Genomic DNA, 19,608 nt, shown 5'->3' with positions numbered 1-19,608 from the left:
TATGCCAGCCAAAAAGCGCAAACTTGCTGCCATCGACATGGGATCCAACAGTTTTCACCTGTTGATGGCAGAAGTTTCAATGACGGGGTTCTTTCCTAAACCCCGGATTCTTTCCCAGCATAAGCAGAAAGTTCGTTTAGCCGACGGCTTGAACGACAATGACAGCATAGACGACGCTGCCATTTCCCGTGGCATAGATTGCCTTACTCTGTTTGCCGAAGAGCTTAAGCGCTTCCAGCCTTTTGCAGTAAAAGCGGTAGCAACTGCGGCGCTGCGCAAAGCCAGTAATCAGAAAGAACTTCTTGCACGCTTTGAGTCGACATTAGGCTTCCCCATTGAAGTTATTACCGGAGAGAGTGAAGCTGAATTTATTTATGCCGGGGTTTGTAGTGCGTCACAATGCCGGGATAAAGTTCTGGTTATTGATATTGGTGGTGCCAGTACTGAGGTTGTAGCCGGTAATGGAACTCAGGCCAATGTGCTTCATAGTCTGGATATGGGCTGTGTGGTGTTTCAAAACCGTTTCTTTAAAGGTGGAGAAATTAACCCGGATAATGTAGAGCTGGCCATTCAGGCCGCTACCAAACTTATTAGGCCCTACATCGCTGATTATCAGCAGCATGGATGGCTACGAGTTCTTGGCGCCTCAGGTACTTTTCGTGCACTTACTGAAATAGCGGCGGCAGAGAAACAACCGGGGCTTACTCAAATCTGGTTAAGTGAACTGATTCAGCGTTGTATCCGGCAGGGGCAAGTTGAGTGTCTGAATTTTGCCGGATTACGTGATGACCGCCGCACTGTTCTAATGGGCGGAATCACTATACTTTTGGCGGCACTGAAAGCACTTAGTGTGGACGATTTTGAGGTGACTACAGGCGCGTTACGCGAGGGGCTACTCGCGCAACTTGCCAATGAAATAACAGCTTAGCCTTTCTTCGTTGCCAGACGTTCAGCTACCGATTTTGCAAAGTAGGTAAGAATGCCGTCAGCACCTGCCCGCTTGAAACCCAGCAAACTTTCTTCAATAACGTCCTGACCCAGCCAGCCATTTTTAATGGCCGCCTGGAGCATGGCGTATTCACCACTGACCTGGTACGCAAAAGTCGGCACGCCAAAGGTATCTTTTGCACGGCGCACAATGTCTAAATAAGGCATGCCCGGCTTCACCATCACCATGTCAGCGCCCTCCTGAATATCCAGTGCAATTTCCTGCAGAGCTTCGTCTGAATTAGCCGGGTCCATCTGATAGGTCTTTTTGTCAGCTCCCTTCAGATTGCCGGCAGAGCCGACCGCGTCGCGGAATGGGCCGTAAAACGCGCTGGCATATTTAGCCGAATACGCCATAATTTGAGTGTTGATAAAGCCTTCGGCTTCCAGTGCTGAACGAATAGCGCCAATACGCCCGTCCATCATGTCCGACGGAGCCACAACATCTACTCCGGCACGCGCGTGAGACACCGCCTGCTTTACCAGAACCTCAGTGGTAATGTCATTGACTACATACCCGCTGTTATCAAGAATGCCGTCCTGACCATGGATGGTAAAAGGATCCAAAGCAACATCGGTCATTACTCCTAGCTCCGGAAAGTCAGCTTTTATGGCTTTGACTGCACGCTGAGCCAGACCGTTATCGTCATAAGCCGCCTCAGCCATCTCCGACTTAGCCGAAGCAGGAGTCACCGGGAATAAAGCGACCATAGGAATACCTAACTCAACCAACCGAGCGCACTCTTGCAACAACAGGTCAATGCTCACACGGTCAACGCCGGGCATTGAACTGACCTGCTCACGCTGATTCTCACCTTCGAGAACAAACATAGGGTAAATTAAATCGTCCACGCTTAATTGGTTTTCTGCCACCAGCCGGCGGCTAAAGTCATGGCGGCGTAAACGTCTTAGGCGTCTGCCCGGGAAAGCACCCTGATTTGTCATTCTTGACTCCTGATTGATTACTGCACCGCTAATCTGTCACGGCCTTCATGTTTAGCCGCATATAGCGCGTCGTCGGCGGCTTTAAAAAGCTCATCTACATTATCAAAAATACGTACGCTAGTGGAGATCACACCAATACTCAGCGTGATCTTAAGCAAACCAGCATCGGTTTTAAATTCGGTATTACGAACCTTTTCCAGTAACTGACTGGCAAAAGCTTCAGCCTCCTGAAGGTCGGTTTCCGGCAAAATAATGGCAAACTCTTCACCACCATAACGGCAGACAATATCAGCGGCTCGTTTAGCGTGCTGCTGCATCAATTTTGCCAACTGCTGCAGAATCTGGTCTCCGGCAAGATGACCATAGGTATCGTTAACTGGTTTAAAATGGTCGACGTCGACCATCAGTAATGCAAGCGGTAACTCGCGGCGTAATGTGCGCCGCAGTTCACGTTCCAGATGCTGTTGGAAATAACGGCGGTTATACAAACCGGTCAACGGATCTTCCGTATTCTTCTGTTCCAGCTCTGTGTTAACGTCCTGGAGCTCGCGCAGAGCAACTTGTAGCTCGAACGTACGTTCATCAACACTTTCTTCCAGCTCGCGGTTATGACGTTGCTCGGCCTGCAGCCGCTCTTTACGTTGCTCGCTGTAGCGTACGGCCAGAACCCAGGACAACAGCAGAATTTCAATACCTGAACCTATCATAATGGCATGACGCTGAATGAACATGCTGTCGATGATGCCCAGATACCCGAGAGAATTCACAACTACAGAAACGAGCAAGCTACACCAGGCTAAGGTGAAAATGCGGGCGTAAACAAAACCCTTACGCCACATATATACGCCCACAACCAGCAGGAATAAACAACCAGGTACAGCTAAACTCAACAACACATGAATGCTAACTCGATAGTTGGCAAAAATAGCAATTAGCAGACTCAAACCAGCAAGGAATGCCATCACCATTAACCCTCTGCCCCAAGTGTATCGATAACGTTTTAGTTCAAGGAGCTGATAAGCAAACAAGGCAGCGGTCAGAAAGGTTAGACTACCAAATATAGGAATTCCCTTATCCTGCAAATACAGAGAGTCAGGCCATAAATAATGAAAGCCAAGCCCCTCTAATGACAGCATCAATCCGGCAAAAAATAACGTGTAAAGCGAATACACACCAAATTCGGGCTCGCGCGATGCAATAAAACCGAAAAGGTTATAAACCGCCATACAAAGCAGTACGCCAAAGTAAATTCCTTCGGCAATACGACGATTCATTTGTGTCTCAAAAAAACCAACTTCGGTACGCACGGCAATAGGCAAACGCATTGAACTTTGCGTATTGGTCTTGATATAGATTTCACCGCCGATGTCGTTGGGTAAAGGAACCGCAAATTCTGACGTTGGTATTGGACGCTCGTCGAAAGGCAAAGTGTCACCCATTCGATAAGTTCTTACCCCTTCCGGACTCATGATATAAATGGTCAGCTCATCGAGCAAAGGGTAGGCAATATGCAGAATACGGTCGTAAGGCTTAGCCTCGAGTTTAAAGCGAAACCAATATTCATCCGTGGTGTAACCAAAGGAGGCCCGGTCTGTATCCAGCTTACGCCAGTCAGTTGGAGGTAAGCTTTTTGCGGTTTCTAAGTCCAGCTTTTGCTGACTGTTAGTGTATTCAATTGACAGTTCTGACTGGCTCTCAGGAAGTATTTGCGCTGCCGCAGCGGATGCAGAAAAAAGCAGAGCCACTAGAGCTAAAAATAGCCACAGCAGTGCACTTACTCCGGAAGTTTTAGTCACTGTTCTCTCCCAGCCCGAAAAACCGTTCCGTATTAGCATAGGTCAGCTCGGCTAAATGCTTTACCGACACGTCAAGATAATGAGCCAGAGCTTCTCCAACTACTGGTAAAAGCGCAGGCTCATTCATTTTAGGACGCGGCTTCAGCCCCCGCGGTAATAAAAACGGTGCATCCGTTTCAAGTACCAACCTGTTCAGAGGCAAATACGGCAAAGCTGACACCAGTTCCTGGTTACGTCGCTCATCACATACCCAACCGGTAATGCCAAACCAATGGCCTCGCTCGGCATAACGGTTCAGAGCTTCAACGCCACCGGTAAAGCAATGAGTTAAGCAGGGTGTTGAGTCATTACAATACTGGTTTAACAGCTCTATTTGAAGGTCGATTGCATCGCGTTCGTGCAAATACAGCGGAAGGCTTAGCTCGTTAGCCAGCTCAATTTGAGCAACGAATACTTCTTCCTGAACATCGCGGGGAGAAAAGTTCCGGTTGAAATCCAGACCACATTCGCCAATAGCCACAACATAAGGCAACCCGGCCAATTCCCGTAACTGCTCTTTGTAATTTGCTGGCGCCTCGCCGGCGTCGTGTGGGTGAATACCCACGGTCATCAGCAACTTCTCAGGAAACTGCTGACACAATTTAACGGCTTGCTCAGCCTCTTCAATAGAGGTCGATATAATCAGCTGCTTTTTCACATTGTCCTGCTCTGCACGAGCCATAACCCCGTCCAGATCGCTCAACAACCTTTTGTTGGTTAAATTCACTCCGGCATCAAACCACATCGTCGTCTTCCTGCTGGGTGGGTGTATACCAACGGCTAACTTGTAAGCCTAACTCAAACAACAACCACATAGGTATTGCCAATAACGTTTGGGAAATAACATCGGGTGGGGTTAGCAACATACCAATAGCAAACGCACCAACAATAATGTAAGGCCGTTTTTTAGCCAGTGACTCACGGGTACAGGTACCGGTCCAGATCAACAGCATAATGGCAACCGGCGTTTCAAAGGCAATACCAAAAGCAACAAAAATAGCCAGAATAAAGTCCAGATAACGGGAGATGTCGGTGGCAACCGTGACCCCCTCCGGCGCTGCACTGCTGAAAAATGCCATGGCAAGAGGCAGAACCACAAAATAGGCAAAGGCAATACCGGCATAAAACAGCAAAGTGCTGGTAGCCAAAAGCGGAATTACTAAGCGCTTCTCTCGACCATACAAGCCCGGCGCTATAAAGCCCCATATTTGCCACAGTAAATAAGGGACGGTAAGAGCCAGAGCCACGACCAAAGTTAATTTAAAAGGGGTAAAGAACGGCGCCGCAACGTCTGTGGCGATCATTTGCGAACCAACCGGCATGTTCATCAGCAGGGGCTGGGCGACAAAATGATAAATATCATTGGCAAAGTAAGCGAGCGCAGCGAACACAACCAGAATAACCAATACCGAGCGTAATAGTCGGCTTCTGAGCTCCAGCAAATGATTTAATAAAGGGGAGTCACTCATTACCTTTACCCACATCGGTTCCGGGTTTTTCTTTGGGTTCGGAATCTGGCTTAGAATAGGGTCGCTGAACCTCTTCTGCCGCACTTCTTAATTCGACTAGCGAGCGTTGCAGTTCCGGACTTAAATTTTCAAGGTCCTGACTCTCAGCTTGTTTCAAATGTTCGTGCAGCTCTTTAATACGCAGTTCATGGTCAAGCTCATTCTGTACTTTTTGAGAGTACTGCTTAATACTCGACAAGGTTCTCTGAAAGCCACGAATAGCCGAAGGCAGGCGCTCGGGACCAAGCACCAGCAAGCCGACTATCACAATCAGCAATAACTCCCAGAAACCAATATCGAACATTTAAGATTTCCCGGATTTATCCGAATTGGACTTATCGTCATGTTCTTCTTTGTGCTGCAAAGAGTCGTCTTTATCTTTGCTGTCATCTTCGTCGCCCATAGACTTTTTAAAGCCTTTTACCGCATTACCTAAGTCTGAACCCAGGCTACGCAGACGCTTGGTGCCAAACAGCAATACAACAATGACCAACAAGATGAGTAACTGCCAAGGTGATACACCCATGTTATTTCCTACCGTTTAAGTTAAACAAATTCACTATTCTTTGTTTTCGGGCGAGTGCGCCAGGCCATAAGGCCCAGCAGTACAGTGACAATACCCGCTCCAATCGTCACTTCTGAAAGCTCAGTCTGGTTCCAGAGCAGAGTCGTACAAATTAAGCCGCTGCCGGTTAACACAGTCCAGAACAGCGACGTCGATGCTTGTCTTTGTGTTAATAACTGCTGCTTACGTAACTCTCGCTCGCGCTCATCAATATTATGTTGTTGACGAAGGTTTTCATACAACATCATTGGCATTTCCGGCAGTTTTTCCGCCCAGTACGGCGCGTTCTCTTTTACCGACCGCACAATCGCCCGCCAGCCCAGCTGTTCCTTCATCCAGCGTTCAAGGAAGGGTTTTGCCGTTTTCCATAAATCCAGCTCCGGGTACAACTGACGCCCCAAACCTTCAATGTACAACAGGGTTTTCTGCAGTAATACCAGCTGCGGCTGAACTTCCATCTCAAAGCGTCGCGCCGTATTAAATAAGTTAATCAGCACATGCCCGAATGAAATTTCCGCCAACGGCTTCTCAAAAATAGGTTCACAAACCGTTCTTATGGCAGACTCAAACTCTTCAATATTGGTGTGTTTGGGTACCCAGCCTGAATCAACATGCAGCTCCGCAACTTTGCGGTAATCGCGGTTAAAAAATGCCAAAAAGTTTTCAGCTAAATAACGTTTGTCGTCGCGGTTCAGAGTTCCGACAATACCAAAATCAATACCAATGTAGCGCGGATTCAATGGGTCATCTTTCGCCACAAAAATGTTGCCAGGGTGCATATCGGCATGGAAAAAACTGTCGCGGAATACCTGAGTGAAAAAGACTTCAACACCCCGCTCAGCCAGTTTTTTCATATCTACGCCGCGGGCTTTCAGGGTGGCAATATCACTCACCGGAATGCCATCAATGCGTTCCATTACCATCACGTTGTGGCGGCTGTAGTCGCTGTAAACCACCGGAATGTATAACATGTCGGAGTTTTCAAAGTTGCGCTTCAGCTGTATCGCGTTACCGGCTTCGCGCATTAAGTCCAGCTCATCCAGCAGGGTTTTGCGATACTCTTTAACCACTTCTTTAGGTTTTAAACGCCGCCCGTCGGGCAAATGGTGTGCAGCTACCGAAGCCAGGGTTTCCATCAATTCTAAATCCGCATTAATGGTCTCGCGAATATCCGGGCGAATAACTTTTATGACAATATCCGTTAGCTCACCGTCTCTGGTCTTCAGTTTCCCGGTGTGCACCTGAGCAATTGACGCTGACGCTAAAGGCGTTGTGTCAAAATCTGCAAAACAGTCATGGATGCTCTGCAAGCCTAAGGACTTTTCGATAATACGCTGTGCGGCATGACCATCGAAAGGAGGAACTTTGTCCTGCAGGCGTGCCAGTTCAATTGCAATATCGGGCGGTAATAAGTCGCGGCGGGTTGAGAGCATTTGCCCGAACTTGACCCACACCGGGCCCAGCTCTTCCAGTGCCAGTCTTAAACGCACACCGGCAGGCTTGTCTTTATGCTTATTAGGCAACCAGAAAAAAGCATGGCGGCCTAAACGGATAGTCCAGGGCAACCAACCCGCAGGGATAAGATCATCTAACCCGTAACTCAGTAGTGTTTTGGTGATTTTGTAAAAGCGGCGCGTCCGCATCATTAACCCTTCTTCTCACGACACTGGCGTTCAAGGCGCTCGATTTGAGCCCGCAGCTGTTGTAAATCGGTTTTAAACTGGTCAAATTCAGCTCTTACCGGTAATAATTTCTTCTCTTCGGTCAACACACCATGCACCCAGCGCTGCTGCTGTTGCCAATGTGTTTTTACCTGCTCACGGCTACGTCGCCACAGCTTTCCCAGCCAGTAGGCAGGCGCGTCACCAACGGTTTTCGCGAGCTCAGCTTCCCAGTCAACATTCAGCGACTTAAACAAGCTAACCACTTGTTGCGCCAGCATGGGGTCACCATCAATATCCAGTAAGTCCGCTTTTATCAGCCGCGTGAGGTTAGCGGTATCCTGCAACTCCGGCAATACACCCATTTCTGTTGCAATACGGCAGTCTACTTCGCTGTCATCCGAGGTACTAAGCTGAACACCATGGGCATCAACACTCACAGTGACTTCAAAGGGCAGTTCCTTCAGATGAAAACGCAGGCGCTTACCGTCCAGCCGCTGCAAACGTTCCGCCGATTCCGGGTCACGGTGCAGCACATTGTTTGCTAACTTCTCGACCAACAAGATTGGAATAAGCGGTAATAACGTCATCAGAACTTATACCCTCGGTGCAGTGCAACCACGCCACCAGTCATGTTCTGGTAGTCGACTTTTTCGTAACCAGCAGCTTCCATCATTGACTTCAGTGTTTCCTGGTCCGGGTGCATACGGATAGATTCCGCCAAATACTGATAGCTGTCAGAGTCGTTAGCAACAACCTGCCCCATTTTTGGCAAAATGTTGAACGAATAAAAGTCGTACACCTGATTCAATGTAGCCGATACCGGCTTAGAAAATTCAAGAATTAGTACCCGACCGCCAGGTTTCAGTACCCGCAACATAGAGCGAAGAGCTTTGTCTTTGTCGGTGACATTGCGCAAACCAAAAGCAATGGTAATAACATCAAAGGTATTGTCATCAAACGGAAGTTCTTCCGCGTCAGCCTGCACGTAACGAACATTGCCAATAATGCCTCTGTCACGCAGCTTGTCACGACCCACTTTCAGCATAGCATCGTTAATATCGGCCAGCACAACTTCGCCCTCGGCACCAACACGGCGTGAGAACTGAGCCGTTAAGTCGCCAGTTCCGCCGGCAATATCCAATACTTTCATACCACGGCGAACACCACTGCAGTCAATGGTATAACGCTTCCATAAACGATGAATACCAAACGACATTAAGTCGTTCATAACATCGTATTTTGCCGCTACCGATTGAAAGACATCAGCGACCAGGTTTTTTTTCTGATTACGGGCGACTTTTTGATACCCAAAATCAATGGATTCTTCGTTTTTCTCGTTCATTCAACTATCCCGAACTGATTTTGTACTAGTGTACTTGATGATCACACCTGAGCATAGTGGTCACGACGCGGTAACCAACGCTCAATTAGCGCTTCTGCGCTTTGCGGATAATGCTCTAATACGTGCTGAGCAATATTTTGGGCTTCTGGTATTAACGCTTCATCGCGCTCTAAGTCAGCCACTTTTAATTCAGCTAACCCTGTCTGCCGGTGGCCTAGCAATTCACCCGGCCCACGAATTTCCAGATCGCGCTGTGCAATCACAAAACCGTCGTTACTTTCGCGTAAAACGCCCAGCCTCTGCTGTGCAGTTTGCGATAACGGACTGTGATACAGCAGCACGCAATGACTGGCTACAGAGCCCCGGCCAACGCGGCCGCGCAACTGGTGTAACTGAGCTAAGCCCAGCCGTTCCGGGTTTTCAATAATCATGAGCGACGCGTTGGGAACATCCACCCCAACCTCTATGACCGTCGTTGCGACCAATAAGTCAATATCACCCGCTTTAAACGCCTGCATCACCTGTTCTTTCTGCTCATGTTTAAGCCGGCCATGCACCAGGCCAATACTCAAGCCCGGCAATTGCTCCTGCAAGTCATTGGCGGTGTCTTCTGCCGCCTGACATTCAAGTACATCGGACTCTTCAATAAGGGTACAAACCCAATACGCCTGACGGCCTTCAGTGGCACAGACCTCCCGCACACGCTCCACAATTTGTTCCCGACGGGTATCCGGAATGGCAACCGTGGTTACCGGTGTGCGTCCGGGCGGCAATTCATCAATAACTGATGTGGCTAAATCCGCATACGCTGTCATAGCCAAAGTTCGCGGGATGGGTGTTGCAGTCATAATTAACTGGTGAGGATGCACGCCGGCCTGAACGCCTTTTTCGCGTAATTGTAACCGCTGGTGCACACCAAAACGGTGCTGTTCGTCAATAATCACCAATGCCAGGCGCCGATACTCAACATCCGCCTGAAACAACGCGTGGGTACCAACCAGTAAATGAATATCTCCCTGCTTTAACTGTGCCAGCAATTCCCGACGGGACTTACCTTTGGATTTGCCGCTCAACCAAGCGACATTAATACCCAGGGGCATCAGCCACTGGCTAAAAGTAATGGCGTGCTGTTCAGACAAAAGCTCGGTCGGCGCCATTAAAGCCACCTGATATCCAGCTTCAATGGCTGCCAGAGCGCTGAGCGCAGCAACCAGAGTTTTGCCTGAGCCGACATCACCCTGCACCAGTCGCATCATTGGCTGACCTTGCGCCATATCGCTGGTAATTTCTTTCACCACTCTTGTCTGCGCGCCAGTGGGTGAAAACGGCAACTGCTTTAAAAATGCCTCTTGTAACGCACCATTGCCTTTTATGGTAAAGCCCGCCTGAGCCTGTCGAGCCTGGCGTAACTGCAGCAAACTTAACTGGTGAGCAATAAGTTCTTCCGATGCCAGGCGCTGCTGCGCGGGATGCTCGCCTTGCTCCAGCAGTGCCAGGGGAACATCCACCGGCGGCCGGTGCAGAGTCAAAATAGCCTGCTCTAAAGAAAGTTGATGGGGTCTTAAATTTTCAGGCAGCAGTTCAGGTAAAGAGCCGGGCTGAAGGTACGTCAGTGCCTGCTCGATGATCTTGCGCAAAATTCCCTGAGTCACGCCTTCTGTCATGGGGTAGACCGGCGTCAGAGTTTCCTGCATATTCAACGGCTCGCCAGCTTTGACCATTCGGTACTCGGGGTGAATCATCTCCCAGCCGGTCATGCCCCGACGCACTTCGCCAAAGGCTAATAACTGTGTGCCTTGTGCGAATTGCTTTAACTGAGCCGCGCTAAATTGAAAAAACCGCAGACTGATACTGCCGGTTTCGTCACTGGCCTGACAAATCAGCATGCGCTTACGGCCGTACTTAATATCGGCATGCCGCACCGTGACCAAAACATTGGTTGCCACACCGGCACGCAAATTTGCAACGTCGGTCACTTGGGTACGATCTTCGTATCGCAGCGGCAGGTGCAACAGTGCATCACTGACAGAGGCTAAGCCCAGCTTGCGCAGCTTAACCGCAACCTTTTCGCCCACACCTTTAAGTACCGTCAGTGGAATGTGCTGCAGTCCTTTTACCGCCACCTTTGCTCCTTATCTTGCGCGCATCGCCAGCCACCAGGCTTCATCAGCGACAATTTGTCCATTTTCATCCAGCTCCGGGTAAGGCATATTCTTACGTTTACACGCCTTTGCATAAATTGGATGACCACCTTCAAATAACACCCTGTGCCGCTCTTCGGCGCTGATATGTGTTTTATCGTATAAGCCAGCCTGCTCTCGTTGTCGCTGCGCTTCATACAGCATCACCGCGCCAGCAACAGAGACATTCAGTGACTGTACCATGCCTACCATAGGAATCATTACGTGATAATCAGCAATATCCAAAGCTTCATCGGTAACACCATACTTTTCCTGCCCCAACAGAATTGCAGTTGGTTTGGTGTAATCCACTTCACGAAAATCCACCGAGTGTTCCGACAAGTGAGTCACTACAACCTGCATACCCCGACCTTGAGTTGCCTCAAGCGCTTCACCAACCGTTTTATGATTATGGATTTTCACCCAGTTTTGACTGCCCAAAGCTGTACCACCCGACAAACGCGCCTTTTTGGTCAGCCATATGGCGTGCATTTCATGTACACCTATCGCATCTGCTGAGCGAACCACCGCAGACAAGTTATGGTTTTTATGCACGTTCTCCATGACAACGGTAAGGTCTGGCTGACGTTTGTCCAACATTTGGTTAATTCGTTGATATCGTTCAGGACTCATTGCTTTTTTATGAAAATAGGACTAGATATAAGCAGTATACCCGAGAGATTCGGTCAGAACTAACCCTATGCTCCACTCAGGATAATAAGAATAACAATGTCGTACTCCTACATTGCGCGGCAACCTATTTTAACCAGAGACCAAAAAGTTTTTGGTTATGAACTGCTGTTCCGCAACAGTACTGAAAACAGTTTTCCGAATATTGATCCTAACGAGGCCACCTCTAAACTGCTTTTGCAGCAACATTTACTGGGTGACATTCAGACACTTTGTATGGGAAAGCAGGCATTTATCAATTTTCATGCCCGTACTTTGCTAAATGACTTCCCTTCTTTCCTCAACGCCCGCACCGTGTGGGTAGAGCTTCTGGAAACCGTGGGGGTTGATGCGCCTTTATTAGAAGCATGCAGTGCCACTCGCGCCAAAGGTTACCGAATTGCATTGGATGATCATGATTTTGCCGGGCAATGGGAACCTCTCATTCCTATGATCAATATGGTGAAAGTTGATATCCAGGAGCAAGGTTTAGAGCTTGACGAAAAAATTCGCTTCTTTAAAGAAAAGGGCGTTCCACTGCTCGCCGAGCGGGTTGAAACCCGGGACGAGTTCGAGCGTTGCCTGGAGTTAGGCTTTGATTATTTTCAGGGCTTTTTCTTCGAAAAGCCGCAAATAGTCCAGCAAAAATCGCTCGCGCCTAACCGTATTAGTATGCTGACATTGTTGTCTGAGGCGCATAAAAAAGAGCTCGACTTAGATACCATACGACAGGCTATTGAACAGGACTTATCACTCACTTACAGTTTGCTTAAACTGGTCAACAGCGCTCTATACGGCGGCCGTAAAAAGATTGAAAACATTCAGCATGCGCTGGTCTACTTGGGGACAACCGAAATTCGCCGTTTTATTACTCTGGTTGTTTTAGCTAATGTGTCAGCAGGGCAGCCTGAAGAGCTGACCATTAAGTCGGTAACCCGCGCCCGGTTTATGGAGTTAGTTACGGTTGAAATTCTTAACGAAAAGCACCGTTCCAGTGCTTTTTTAACAGGCATGCTCTCTTTACTGGATATCATATTGGGCGTATCTATGCAGGATGTTCTTAAACAGCTTCCGCTTTCTAAAGACATTACCAAAGCGTTGAAAAACCGCGAGGGAGTGTGGGGATATCTGCTGCAAATGACTGAGCTTTATGAGCGCGGCGAGTGGGAAGCTCTGGATAAACACCCGCTAAAACAAAAACTAAACGGCACCGATATTGGCCAGCTCTATATCGATGCCAGCCAATGGTGTCGTTTAGCTCTGTTCTAAATATCCTAGCTCATCCGTTTACGAGATACTTCATAGATATCCGTACGACGATCCTTTTTATTGGTCACCGAGCCTTCGTGGTGTAAATAACGCAGCTCATCCAGATTTAAATCTGAAAACATCAGCATTTCCGTGTTCGGCGTGGTCTCCGACATGATGGCGTCGTGCGGGAAGGCAAAGTCCGAAGGAGAGAATACTGCCGACTGCGCATATTGCACATCCAGACTTTCCACTTCAGGCAAGTTGCCGACACTGCCACAAATCACCACATAACACTCGTTCTCGACCGCACGTGCCTGAGCACAGTGTCGTACACGCAGGTAGGCGTTACGGGTATCTGTCCAGAACGGTACAAACAGAATTTCTAATCCCTCGTCCGCCATTATGCGGCCCAGTTCTGGGAACTCCACGTCATAGCAAATTAAAATGCCAATGCGTCCGGCGTCGGTATCAAAGACTTTAACTTCGTTGCCGCCTTCAATGACCCAGTCGCGCTTTTCGTGCGGAGTAATATGCAATTTGTACTGCTCTTCTACCGAGCCATCGCGACGACACAAATACGAGACGTTATAAATACTATCTCCGTCCTGCACCGGCATCGATCCGGTAATAATATTGACGTTATAGCTGACTGCCATTTGCGACATTTCACGCTTAAACAGATCGGTGTACCCAGCCAGAAAACGAATTGCGTCCATTTGCTGGCTCTGGTCAGTGAGCCCCATTAACGGCGCATTGAAAAACTCCGGAAAGACGGCAAAGTCACTTTGATAACCCGACAGAGCATCAACAAAGTATTCCACTTGCTTCAGCAGTTCTTCTACCGACTCCACCGAGCGCATTTGCCACTGCACGGCACCCACACGCACATTTTGAATACGGGTTGTCAGAATGTTATCTGAAGGCTCGTACAGAAAGTTATTCCACTCCAGTAAAGTGGCAAAGCCGCGTGACTTTTTATCTTCCGGAAGATACTTACCCAACAGGCGTTTTACGCTAAAGTCATTCGCCAGCTGAAAGGTCAGAATGGGATCATAAATTTCACGCCGCTGCACTTTATCCAGATACTGACTTGGCGTCAGCTCATTTGCATATTTGTGGTAATTGACAATACGACCACCGGCCAGAATGGCGCGCAGGTTGGCCTGGCGGCACAACTCTTTACGTGCGTCGTACAAACGGCGTCCCAGACGGTAACCGCGATACTCCGGGTGAATGAGTACATCCAGCCCATAGAGCGCGTCACCTTTTTTATTGTTCAGAATCGCCTCTCTGTGACCAATTAAATCGTCATAGGCGTGAGGGTTAGAAAACTTGGTGTAGGCCACCTTAACCGTTAAGGCGACACCAACAATGCGGCCATTATCCTCCAGACAAAACTGACCTTCAGAAAAATCTTTTATCAGCTTTTCTATGGTGAACTGGCTCCAGGAGCCGCCTATGTCTGTGTAGACAGCATCCATTAATTCTTTTAACTGTTCGTAATCTTCCAGCCGCAAATTTCGTATTTGCAAATGCAGTTCATCGGGGCTCATTATCTCTATCCTGATCTAAAACAACTTTACCGACAGTCTACACGTAATTGGAATAAGGTTGCATCAGGATAATTAGCTGTATAAACTTCTGGACGTCCAAATAAAAATAAGAAGGCTGACACATGACCAATGCTTCGCCACAACCGGCTAGCGCTAAAGCGCTGTTACCTCTCGCTTTATTCTTGATCCTGTTCTTAGGAACCGGATTGTATTTTCAAAGCGAAGGGGTTGAATACGCGTTTTACCAATTACCCAGCCCGGTTGCGATTCTGCCGGCAATAGTCCTTGGTATTTTACTGAGTAAGCAGGCATTTGAAGAGCGCATCGAAACCTTCGTTGGCGGTGTCGGCGACAATAACATTATTACCATGTGCCTCATTTACTTGCTGGCGGGGGCGTTTTCGACGGTGGCAGAAGCAACCGGCGGCGTCGATGCCATGGTGGCACTGGGGCTAAATGTTATTCCGGCTTCTTTCCTGCTGCCCGGGTTGTTTATTATTGCCGGGGTTATCTCTACCGCCATGGGCACCTCTATGGGAACACTGGCAGCGCTTGCTCCGGTGGTTCTGGGCATTGGTGAAGCAACCGATATTAGCTTGCCGCTGCTGGCCGGGGTACTTGTTAGTGGTGCCATGTTTGGCGACAACTTATCTATCATTTCGGACACCACCATTGCCGCAACTCGTACACAGGGCTGTACCATGCGGGACAAGTTCCGCGCGAACTTAAAAATTGCCATACCTGCGGCTATCTTTACCGTCATTTGGTTAGTGACATACGATACCAGCCAGGTGCCTTTGGAAATTCCGGAAGCCAACCTATGGCTGTCATTACCTTATTTCGTCATTATTGTTTTAGCGGTTATGGGGCTTAATGTTTTCGCCGTACTCGGGCTTGGCATTGTCTTAGCCGCCGCTTTTGGCATGTTCACTGTCGACTACGAGTGGGTAGCTTTTAGTCAGGATATCTACGAAGGTTTTGGCAGTATGCAGGAAATCTTCCTGCTGTCGCTGCTCATTGGTGGCTTGTCGGCGTTAATTCGCCAGCAAGGGGGATTGGCTTTCTTAGCGGGTTTTGTCGAAAGCGCAGCCAATAAGGTCAGTAAACACAAACAGCGTGCATCAGCTATTGGTGTTGCCGCACTTACTGCTCTGACAAATTTATGCGTCGCCAACAACACCGTCAGCATCTTATTGGCCGGCGAAGTCAGTAAACGACTGGCCAAAGTGGGCAATTTAGCACCGCGCCAAAGCGCCAGCTTATTGGATATTTTTGCCTGCGTTGTACAGGGAGCTTTGCCTTACGGGGCACAGGCACTGTTGATGGGAGCCAGCTTTAAAATATCGCCACTATCGGTCAGTCTGCATACGGGGTATTGCTTTATTCTGGCAGCCGTGGCTATTGCCATTATCATCTGGCGCCGCCCTCTGGAAGACAGAGAGCCGACACCAGAAACAGTTTAATTAGTAGGTACTGGGCAGTTCCATAATGCCGTCAATTTCAATTTGCGCGCCTTTCGGCAACTGCTTTACGCCGATAGCCGCGCGAGCCGGATACGGTTCTCTGAAATGCTTCGCCATAACTTCATTTACAATGGCAAACTGCCCCAGATCGGTCAGATAAATCTGCACCTTTATCATGTCCTGCAGTTCGCCGCCGGATGCCTCACAAACAGCAGTCAGGTTTTTAAACACCTGCTCGGCCTGGGCCGTGAAGTCTTCGCTGACAAGCTCCATACTTTCAGGAACCAGAGGAATTTGTCCGGAAAGATACACCGTCGTACCAATTTTTACCGCCTGTGAATAAGTGCCGATAGCTGCTGGCGCTTTATCCGTTGAAATAATCACTTTAGACATATTACTTCCTTAAGCGCGTCACGCGCTGAACATCCGGCATCTTACGAATATGACGGATCACATCCGCTAAATGCTTACGGTTTTTTATCGTTAAAGCCACATCAATGAAATAAATGTTGGCATCAATTTCTTCGGTCTGCAGACCATCAATATTACAGCCCGTGGTTGCAATAGCCGATGTTAACTTAGCCAGCACGCCCTGATTATTGACAATTTCAATGCGAATTTCAGAAATAAACTCGGCTTCGGGTTTGTTATCCCACTCAACCGGGAAGTAACGCCCCGGGTCATCTTCGTGCCCGCGAACGTTTTTACACTCACGACGATGAATAACCAAACCTTTACCCGGACTCACATGGGCAATGATATCGTCGCCCGGAATAGGGCGACAGCATTTGGCAAAACTGACCAGCAGGCCTTCGGCGCCTTTAATCGAGAGGCTTTTTTGTGATGCGTTGTCATCTTTTATCGGCTGTAAGTCGCCTAAAAGGCGCTTCGCAATGGCCACCGACATCATATTGCCCAGCCCAATTTGTTTCAGCAAATTCTCACGGCTATCAATTTTCGTTTCCTGCAACACGCGCTTAAATTCCGACTCTGGAATTTCGTCGTAACTGACCTGCCCGAGTGCTGAGCGAAGTAAGCGCTCACCTAATTGCTGCGCTTCATTAGCTTCCTGACTTTTCAGGTACTGGCGAATTTTAGCCCGGGCTTTACCCGTTACCACAAAGTTTAACCAGGCAATATTCGGCCGCGAATTAGGTGCTGTTTTTATCTCAACCGTTTGTCCGGTTTCCAGCGGTTTACTCAACGAATAAGTACGATGGTTAACTCTCGCTCCAATACAGGTGTTACCAACGTCGGTATGAACCGCGTAAGCAAAATCTACCGCCGTAGCGCCCTGAGGTAATTCGGTGATACGCCCGTCGGGACTAAAGACATAAATTTCATCCGGGAATAAGTCAGACTTTACACTTTCAATAAATTCAAAGGAATTACCCGCGCTTTGTTGTAGCTCCAACAAGCTTTGCATCCACTTACGCGCACGCACTTGAGCCGTGGTGCTGGAATCGTCTGATTGTTTGTACATCCAATGCGCGGCGACACCGCGGTCAGCCATCAGATCCATCTCTTCGGTACGAATCTGAATTTCTACCGGCACGCCATGCGGGCCTTTTAAAGAGGTATGCAACGACTGATAACCGTTCGACTTTGGAATAGCAATGTAGTCTTTAAACCGCGTTTCAATGGGCTTATACAAATTGTGCAACGCCCCAAGAACCCGGTAACAGGTATCGACACTGTCCACAATGACGCGGAAAGCGTATATGTCCATGACCTGTTCAAACTTCACTTCTTTGGCCTGCATTTTCCGGTAAATGCTGTGCAGATGCTTTTCACGGCCAGAGACCCGCGCCTGAATATTGTTACCGTCCAGACGCGAACTGATTTCACTTTGCACACGCTCTGTAAACTCGCGACGGTTACCGCGGGCACGTTTTACTTCTGACTCAAGCAATTTCCCACGCCAGGGGTACAGCGCCCAAAAGCCCAGTTGCTCCAGTTCATTTTTAATATCGTGCATACCCAGCCGGTGTGCCAGTGGAGCATAAATTTCTAAGGTTTCACGGGCAATACGGCGGCGTTTATCGGGGCGCAGATGCTGAATGGTGCGCATGTTATGGGTGCGATCAGCAAGTTTAATCAGAATAACCCGAATATCCTGCACCATCGCCATAATCATCTTGCGATAGTTTTCAGCCTGGGCTTCTTCTTTGGAGTTAAACTGCAACTTATCCAGTTTAGAAACACCCTCCACTAAACTGGCAACGGTTGCCCCAAAACGCTCGGCCAAATCTTCACGGCTGGTTTCAGTATCTTCAATAACGTCATGAAGTAAAGCCGCCATTAAGGTTTCGCAATCCAGTCTCATGTCGGCAAGCAGGCTTGCAACCGCAACCGGGTGCGTAATGTAAGGCTCACCGCTACTGCGCTTTTGCGAACTGTGGGCTTCGTTTGCTACAACAAAGGCATCACGAATACGTTCCACCTGCTCGGACGGAAGATACTCACTAACCTGAGCCTTTAAGCCTTCAAATAAGTACACCAGTTAACTCCCCGGGTAATACCGGACTATGAATATACTTTCAGAATAAGGGGATTTGACGGAATTGCCAACGGCATTGATGCCGTTGGCGAACAGAAACTTTTATTCGATACCGCGCAGCGCATCTACCGCACGCAGTTCTTCAGCGTCTTGCTGCTTTTGAGCCGCCTGATCTTCAATATCAAGACGTTCGTTGTCGATAAGGCCTTGCTCTATTTCACGCAAAGCAATAACAGTTGGTTTTTCGTTTTTTGTTTCAACTAATGGCTCTTTACCATTGGCCAACTGACGCGCGCGGCGTGAGGCTAACAAAATTAAATCAAAACGGTTACCAACACGGTCTACAGCATCTTCTACAGTTACGCGAGCCATGGTTTACTCCCAATAAAGCGTGAGTCGTATTTTTCGAAAGGCTAAGAATTATACGGAATTAAGGCCTATTATCCAAGCAATTCCTTCAATACGCTTGAATATCTTATTTGCTGATGCGGCATTTTTTGTCGCTGAGCTAAAACGATATGCTCCAGCGATGCCAGGCTGTTGTTAAAGTCATCATTTACCAATAGGTAGTCAAACTCATGATAATGCGACATTTCTGCCTGAGCTTTTGCCATGCGCTCGGCAATAACTTCGTCGGAATCCTGTCCGCGAAAGCGTAAACGTTCCTCCAGAACTTCCAGGCTGGGCGGAACAATAAAAACCGAACGCACTTCAGGGTGGTGTTCACGAACCTGTTGAGCGCCCTGCCAGTCAATATCCAGAAACACGTCTTTGCCTTCAGCTAACAAAGACTCTACGACTTTGCGGGAGGTGCCGTAATAATTGCCAAATACACGCGCCCATTCGTAAAACTCACCGGCATCAATGCGTTGTTCAAATTCTTCAGTACTGAGGAAGTGGTAATGGACGCCCTGAACCTCTCCCGGACGCGGATTACGCGTAGTAGATGATACAGACACCTGCATTGACTGATCTGGATGCTTTTCCAACAAAGCCCGAATGAGGCTCGACTTCCCTGCGCCACTCGGGGCCGCAATGATAAACAAATTCCCTAACACCGGAGACGCGGTCATAACGGGTTCTCTTTTTAAGAAACGGACGATCACTGTTGGCGCGAAATAATAACACGGTTTCACACCGCGATGA

The 19,608-nt window shown here is 48.5% G+C and carries 19 protein-coding genes; 3 read left to right on the top strand and 16 right to left on the bottom strand.

Translation table 11 applies throughout. The annotated features are described in order from the left end of the window. The first annotated feature begins 1 nt into the window (after window position 1). Window positions 2-928, top strand: coding sequence for a Ppx/GppA family phosphatase (locus DEU30_RS11635; protein WP_011235590.1), 927 nt, complete (start codon window positions 2-4; stop codon window positions 926-928). Here DEU30_RS11635 and hemB read toward each other — a convergent pair. From hemB to trmH, 11 genes are read right to left on the bottom strand one after another with little or no spacing between them, the layout of a single operon-like run. Beyond that, on the bottom strand, window positions 925-1,932 hold the full coding sequence (hemB, locus tag DEU30_RS11630) for a porphobilinogen synthase (RefSeq protein WP_011235591.1): 1,008 nt from the start codon (window positions 1,930-1,932) through the stop codon (window positions 925-927). The genes DEU30_RS11635 and hemB overlap by 4 nt on opposite strands. Before the next feature lie 17 nt (window positions 1,933-1,949). Beyond that, the gene (locus DEU30_RS11625; protein WP_011235592.1) at window positions 1,950-3,728 is read right to left on the bottom strand and encodes a diguanylate cyclase; all 1,779 of its coding nucleotides are present in this window, start codon (window positions 3,726-3,728) and stop codon (window positions 1,950-1,952) included. After that, on the bottom strand, window positions 3,721-4,512 hold the full coding sequence (locus DEU30_RS11620; protein WP_034822683.1) for a TatD family hydrolase: 792 nt from the start codon (window positions 4,510-4,512) through the stop codon (window positions 3,721-3,723). Before DEU30_RS11620 ends, DEU30_RS11625 begins: the two co-directional genes overlap by 8 nt. Next, window positions 4,502-5,236, bottom strand: a complete 735-nt coding sequence (gene tatC, locus DEU30_RS11615) for a twin-arginine translocase subunit TatC (RefSeq protein ID WP_082815468.1) — start codon at window positions 5,234-5,236, stop codon at window positions 4,502-4,504. The genes DEU30_RS11620 and tatC overlap by 11 nt, the downstream gene beginning before the upstream one ends. Beyond that, window positions 5,229-5,579, bottom strand: coding sequence for a Sec-independent protein translocase protein TatB (gene tatB, locus DEU30_RS11610; protein ID WP_034822687.1), 351 nt, complete (start codon window positions 5,577-5,579; stop codon window positions 5,229-5,231). The genes tatC and tatB overlap by 8 nt, the downstream gene beginning before the upstream one ends. After that, complete coding sequence (tatA, locus tag DEU30_RS11605; RefSeq protein WP_011235596.1) at window positions 5,580-5,801, bottom strand: twin-arginine translocase TatA/TatE family subunit; 222 nt, start codon at window positions 5,799-5,801, stop codon at window positions 5,580-5,582. It abuts the gene before it with no gap. Between the two features lie 20 nt (window positions 5,802-5,821). Beyond that, window positions 5,822-7,483, bottom strand: coding sequence for a ubiquinone biosynthesis regulatory protein kinase UbiB (gene ubiB / locus DEU30_RS11600; RefSeq protein ID WP_181396968.1), 1,662 nt, complete (start codon window positions 7,481-7,483; stop codon window positions 5,822-5,824). A 2-nt stretch (window positions 7,484-7,485) separates the two neighbouring features. Next, a complete protein-coding gene (locus DEU30_RS11595; RefSeq protein ID WP_110013436.1) occupies window positions 7,486-8,091 on the bottom strand; it encodes an SCP2 sterol-binding domain-containing protein in 606 nt (201 codons plus the stop codon). Continuing rightward, a complete protein-coding gene (gene ubiE, locus DEU30_RS11590) occupies window positions 8,091-8,846 on the bottom strand; it encodes a bifunctional demethylmenaquinone methyltransferase/2-methoxy-6-polyprenyl-1,4-benzoquinol methylase UbiE (RefSeq protein WP_114982267.1) in 756 nt (251 codons plus the stop codon). The genes DEU30_RS11595 and ubiE overlap by 1 nt, the downstream gene beginning before the upstream one ends. Before the next feature lie 41 nt (window positions 8,847-8,887). Beyond that, the gene (recG, locus tag DEU30_RS11585) at window positions 8,888-10,969 is read right to left on the bottom strand and encodes an ATP-dependent DNA helicase RecG (protein ID WP_114982266.1); all 2,082 of its coding nucleotides are present in this window, start codon (window positions 10,967-10,969) and stop codon (window positions 8,888-8,890) included. Window positions 10,970-10,978: 9 nt separating this feature from the next. Continuing rightward, on the bottom strand, window positions 10,979-11,659 hold the full coding sequence (gene trmH / locus DEU30_RS11580) for a tRNA (guanosine(18)-2'-O)-methyltransferase TrmH (protein ID WP_011235601.1): 681 nt from the start codon (window positions 11,657-11,659) through the stop codon (window positions 10,979-10,981). Between the two features lie 96 nt (window positions 11,660-11,755). On the opposite strand from trmH, the gene DEU30_RS11575 reads away from it, so the two are divergent. Further along, entirely contained in the window at window positions 11,756-12,964 is a 1,209-nt protein-coding gene (locus DEU30_RS11575; protein WP_114982265.1) for an HDOD domain-containing protein, read from the top strand. Window positions 12,965-12,969: 5 nt separating this feature from the next. Here the strand turns inward: DEU30_RS11575 and DEU30_RS11570 are convergent, their stop codons facing one another. Continuing rightward, entirely contained in the window at window positions 12,970-14,499 is a 1,530-nt protein-coding gene (locus DEU30_RS11570; protein WP_011235603.1) for a bifunctional GNAT family N-acetyltransferase/carbon-nitrogen hydrolase family protein, read from the bottom strand. 122 nt (window positions 14,500-14,621) lie between these two features. Here DEU30_RS11570 and DEU30_RS11565 point away from each other — a divergent pair, with 122 nt between their 5' ends. Next, entirely contained in the window at window positions 14,622-15,962 is a 1,341-nt protein-coding gene (locus DEU30_RS11565; RefSeq protein ID WP_114982264.1) for a Na+/H+ antiporter NhaC family protein, read from the top strand. Here the strand turns inward: DEU30_RS11565 and DEU30_RS11560 are convergent, their stop codons facing one another. The 4 genes from DEU30_RS11560 to gmk form a co-directional block, all read right to left on the bottom strand. Next, window positions 15,963-16,355 (bottom strand): RidA family protein, encoded by a 393-nt coding sequence (locus tag DEU30_RS11560; RefSeq protein ID WP_011235605.1) that lies wholly within the window; start codon window positions 16,353-16,355, stop codon window positions 15,963-15,965. A 1-nt stretch (window position 16,356) separates the two neighbouring features. Then, on the bottom strand, window positions 16,357-18,462 hold the full coding sequence (gene spoT / locus DEU30_RS11555) for a bifunctional GTP diphosphokinase/guanosine-3',5'-bis pyrophosphate 3'-pyrophosphohydrolase (RefSeq protein ID WP_114982263.1): 2,106 nt from the start codon (window positions 18,460-18,462) through the stop codon (window positions 16,357-16,359). Window positions 18,463-18,564: 102 nt separating this feature from the next. Beyond that, entirely contained in the window at window positions 18,565-18,834 is a 270-nt protein-coding gene (rpoZ, locus tag DEU30_RS11550; RefSeq protein ID WP_011235607.1) for a DNA-directed RNA polymerase subunit omega, read from the bottom strand. A 68-nt stretch (window positions 18,835-18,902) separates the two neighbouring features. Then, window positions 18,903-19,535 carry a guanylate kinase gene (gene gmk, locus DEU30_RS11545; protein WP_114982262.1) on the bottom strand — a complete coding sequence of 211 codons (633 nt, stop codon included), beginning with the start codon at window positions 19,533-19,535 and terminating at the stop codon, window positions 18,903-18,905. Window positions 19,536-19,608: the final 73 nt, after the last annotated feature.

The sequence above is a fragment of the Idiomarina sp. 017G genome (assembly GCF_004362265.1).
GTDB classification, from domain to species: Bacteria; Pseudomonadota; Gammaproteobacteria; order Enterobacterales; family Alteromonadaceae; genus Idiomarina; species Idiomarina loihiensis.
Note: the sequence above shows the minus strand (reverse complement) of the source record. Positions and strands in the feature narration are given on the sequence as shown.

What these genes read in the sequence shown, in the direction of transcription:
- DEU30_RS11635 (WP_011235590.1), top strand. Translation starts at nt 2, where the DNA reads ATGCCAGCCAAAAAGCGCAAACTTGCTGCCATCGACATGGGATCCAAC.
- hemB (WP_011235591.1), bottom strand. Translation starts at nt 1,932, where the DNA reads ATGACAAATCAGGGTGCTTTCCCGGGCAGACGCCTAAGACGTTTACGC.
- DEU30_RS11620 (WP_034822683.1), bottom strand. Translation starts at nt 4,512, where the DNA reads ATGTGGTTTGATGCCGGAGTGAATTTAACCAACAAAAGGTTGTTGAGC.
- tatC (WP_082815468.1), bottom strand. Translation starts at nt 5,236, where the DNA reads ATGAGTGACTCCCCTTTATTAAATCATTTGCTGGAGCTCAGAAGCCGA.
- tatB (WP_034822687.1), bottom strand. Translation starts at nt 5,579, where the DNA reads ATGTTCGATATTGGTTTCTGGGAGTTATTGCTGATTGTGATAGTCGGC.
- tatA (WP_011235596.1), bottom strand. Translation starts at nt 5,801, where the DNA reads ATGGGTGTATCACCTTGGCAGTTACTCATCTTGTTGGTCATTGTTGTA.
- ubiB (WP_181396968.1), bottom strand. Translation starts at nt 7,483, where the DNA reads ATGCGGACGCGCCGCTTTTACAAAATCACCAAAACACTACTGAGTTAC.
- DEU30_RS11595 (WP_110013436.1), bottom strand. Translation starts at nt 8,091, where the DNA reads ATGACGTTATTACCGCTTATTCCAATCTTGTTGGTCGAGAAGTTAGCA.
- ubiE (WP_114982267.1), bottom strand. Translation starts at nt 8,846, where the DNA reads ATGAACGAGAAAAACGAAGAATCCATTGATTTTGGGTATCAAAAAGTC.
- trmH (WP_011235601.1), bottom strand. Translation starts at nt 11,659, where the DNA reads ATGAGTCCTGAACGATATCAACGAATTAACCAAATGTTGGACAAACGT.
- DEU30_RS11575 (WP_114982265.1), top strand. Translation starts at nt 11,756, where the DNA reads ATGTCGTACTCCTACATTGCGCGGCAACCTATTTTAACCAGAGACCAA.
- DEU30_RS11570 (WP_011235603.1), bottom strand. Translation starts at nt 14,499, where the DNA reads ATGAGCCCCGATGAACTGCATTTGCAAATACGAAATTTGCGGCTGGAA.
- DEU30_RS11565 (WP_114982264.1), top strand. Translation starts at nt 14,622, where the DNA reads ATGACCAATGCTTCGCCACAACCGGCTAGCGCTAAAGCGCTGTTACCT.
- DEU30_RS11560 (WP_011235605.1), bottom strand. Translation starts at nt 16,355, where the DNA reads ATGTCTAAAGTGATTATTTCAACGGATAAAGCGCCAGCAGCTATCGGC.
- rpoZ (WP_011235607.1), bottom strand. Translation starts at nt 18,834, where the DNA reads ATGGCTCGCGTAACTGTAGAAGATGCTGTAGACCGTGTTGGTAACCGT.
- gmk (WP_114982262.1), bottom strand. Translation starts at nt 19,535, where the DNA reads ATGACCGCGTCTCCGGTGTTAGGGAATTTGTTTATCATTGCGGCCCCG.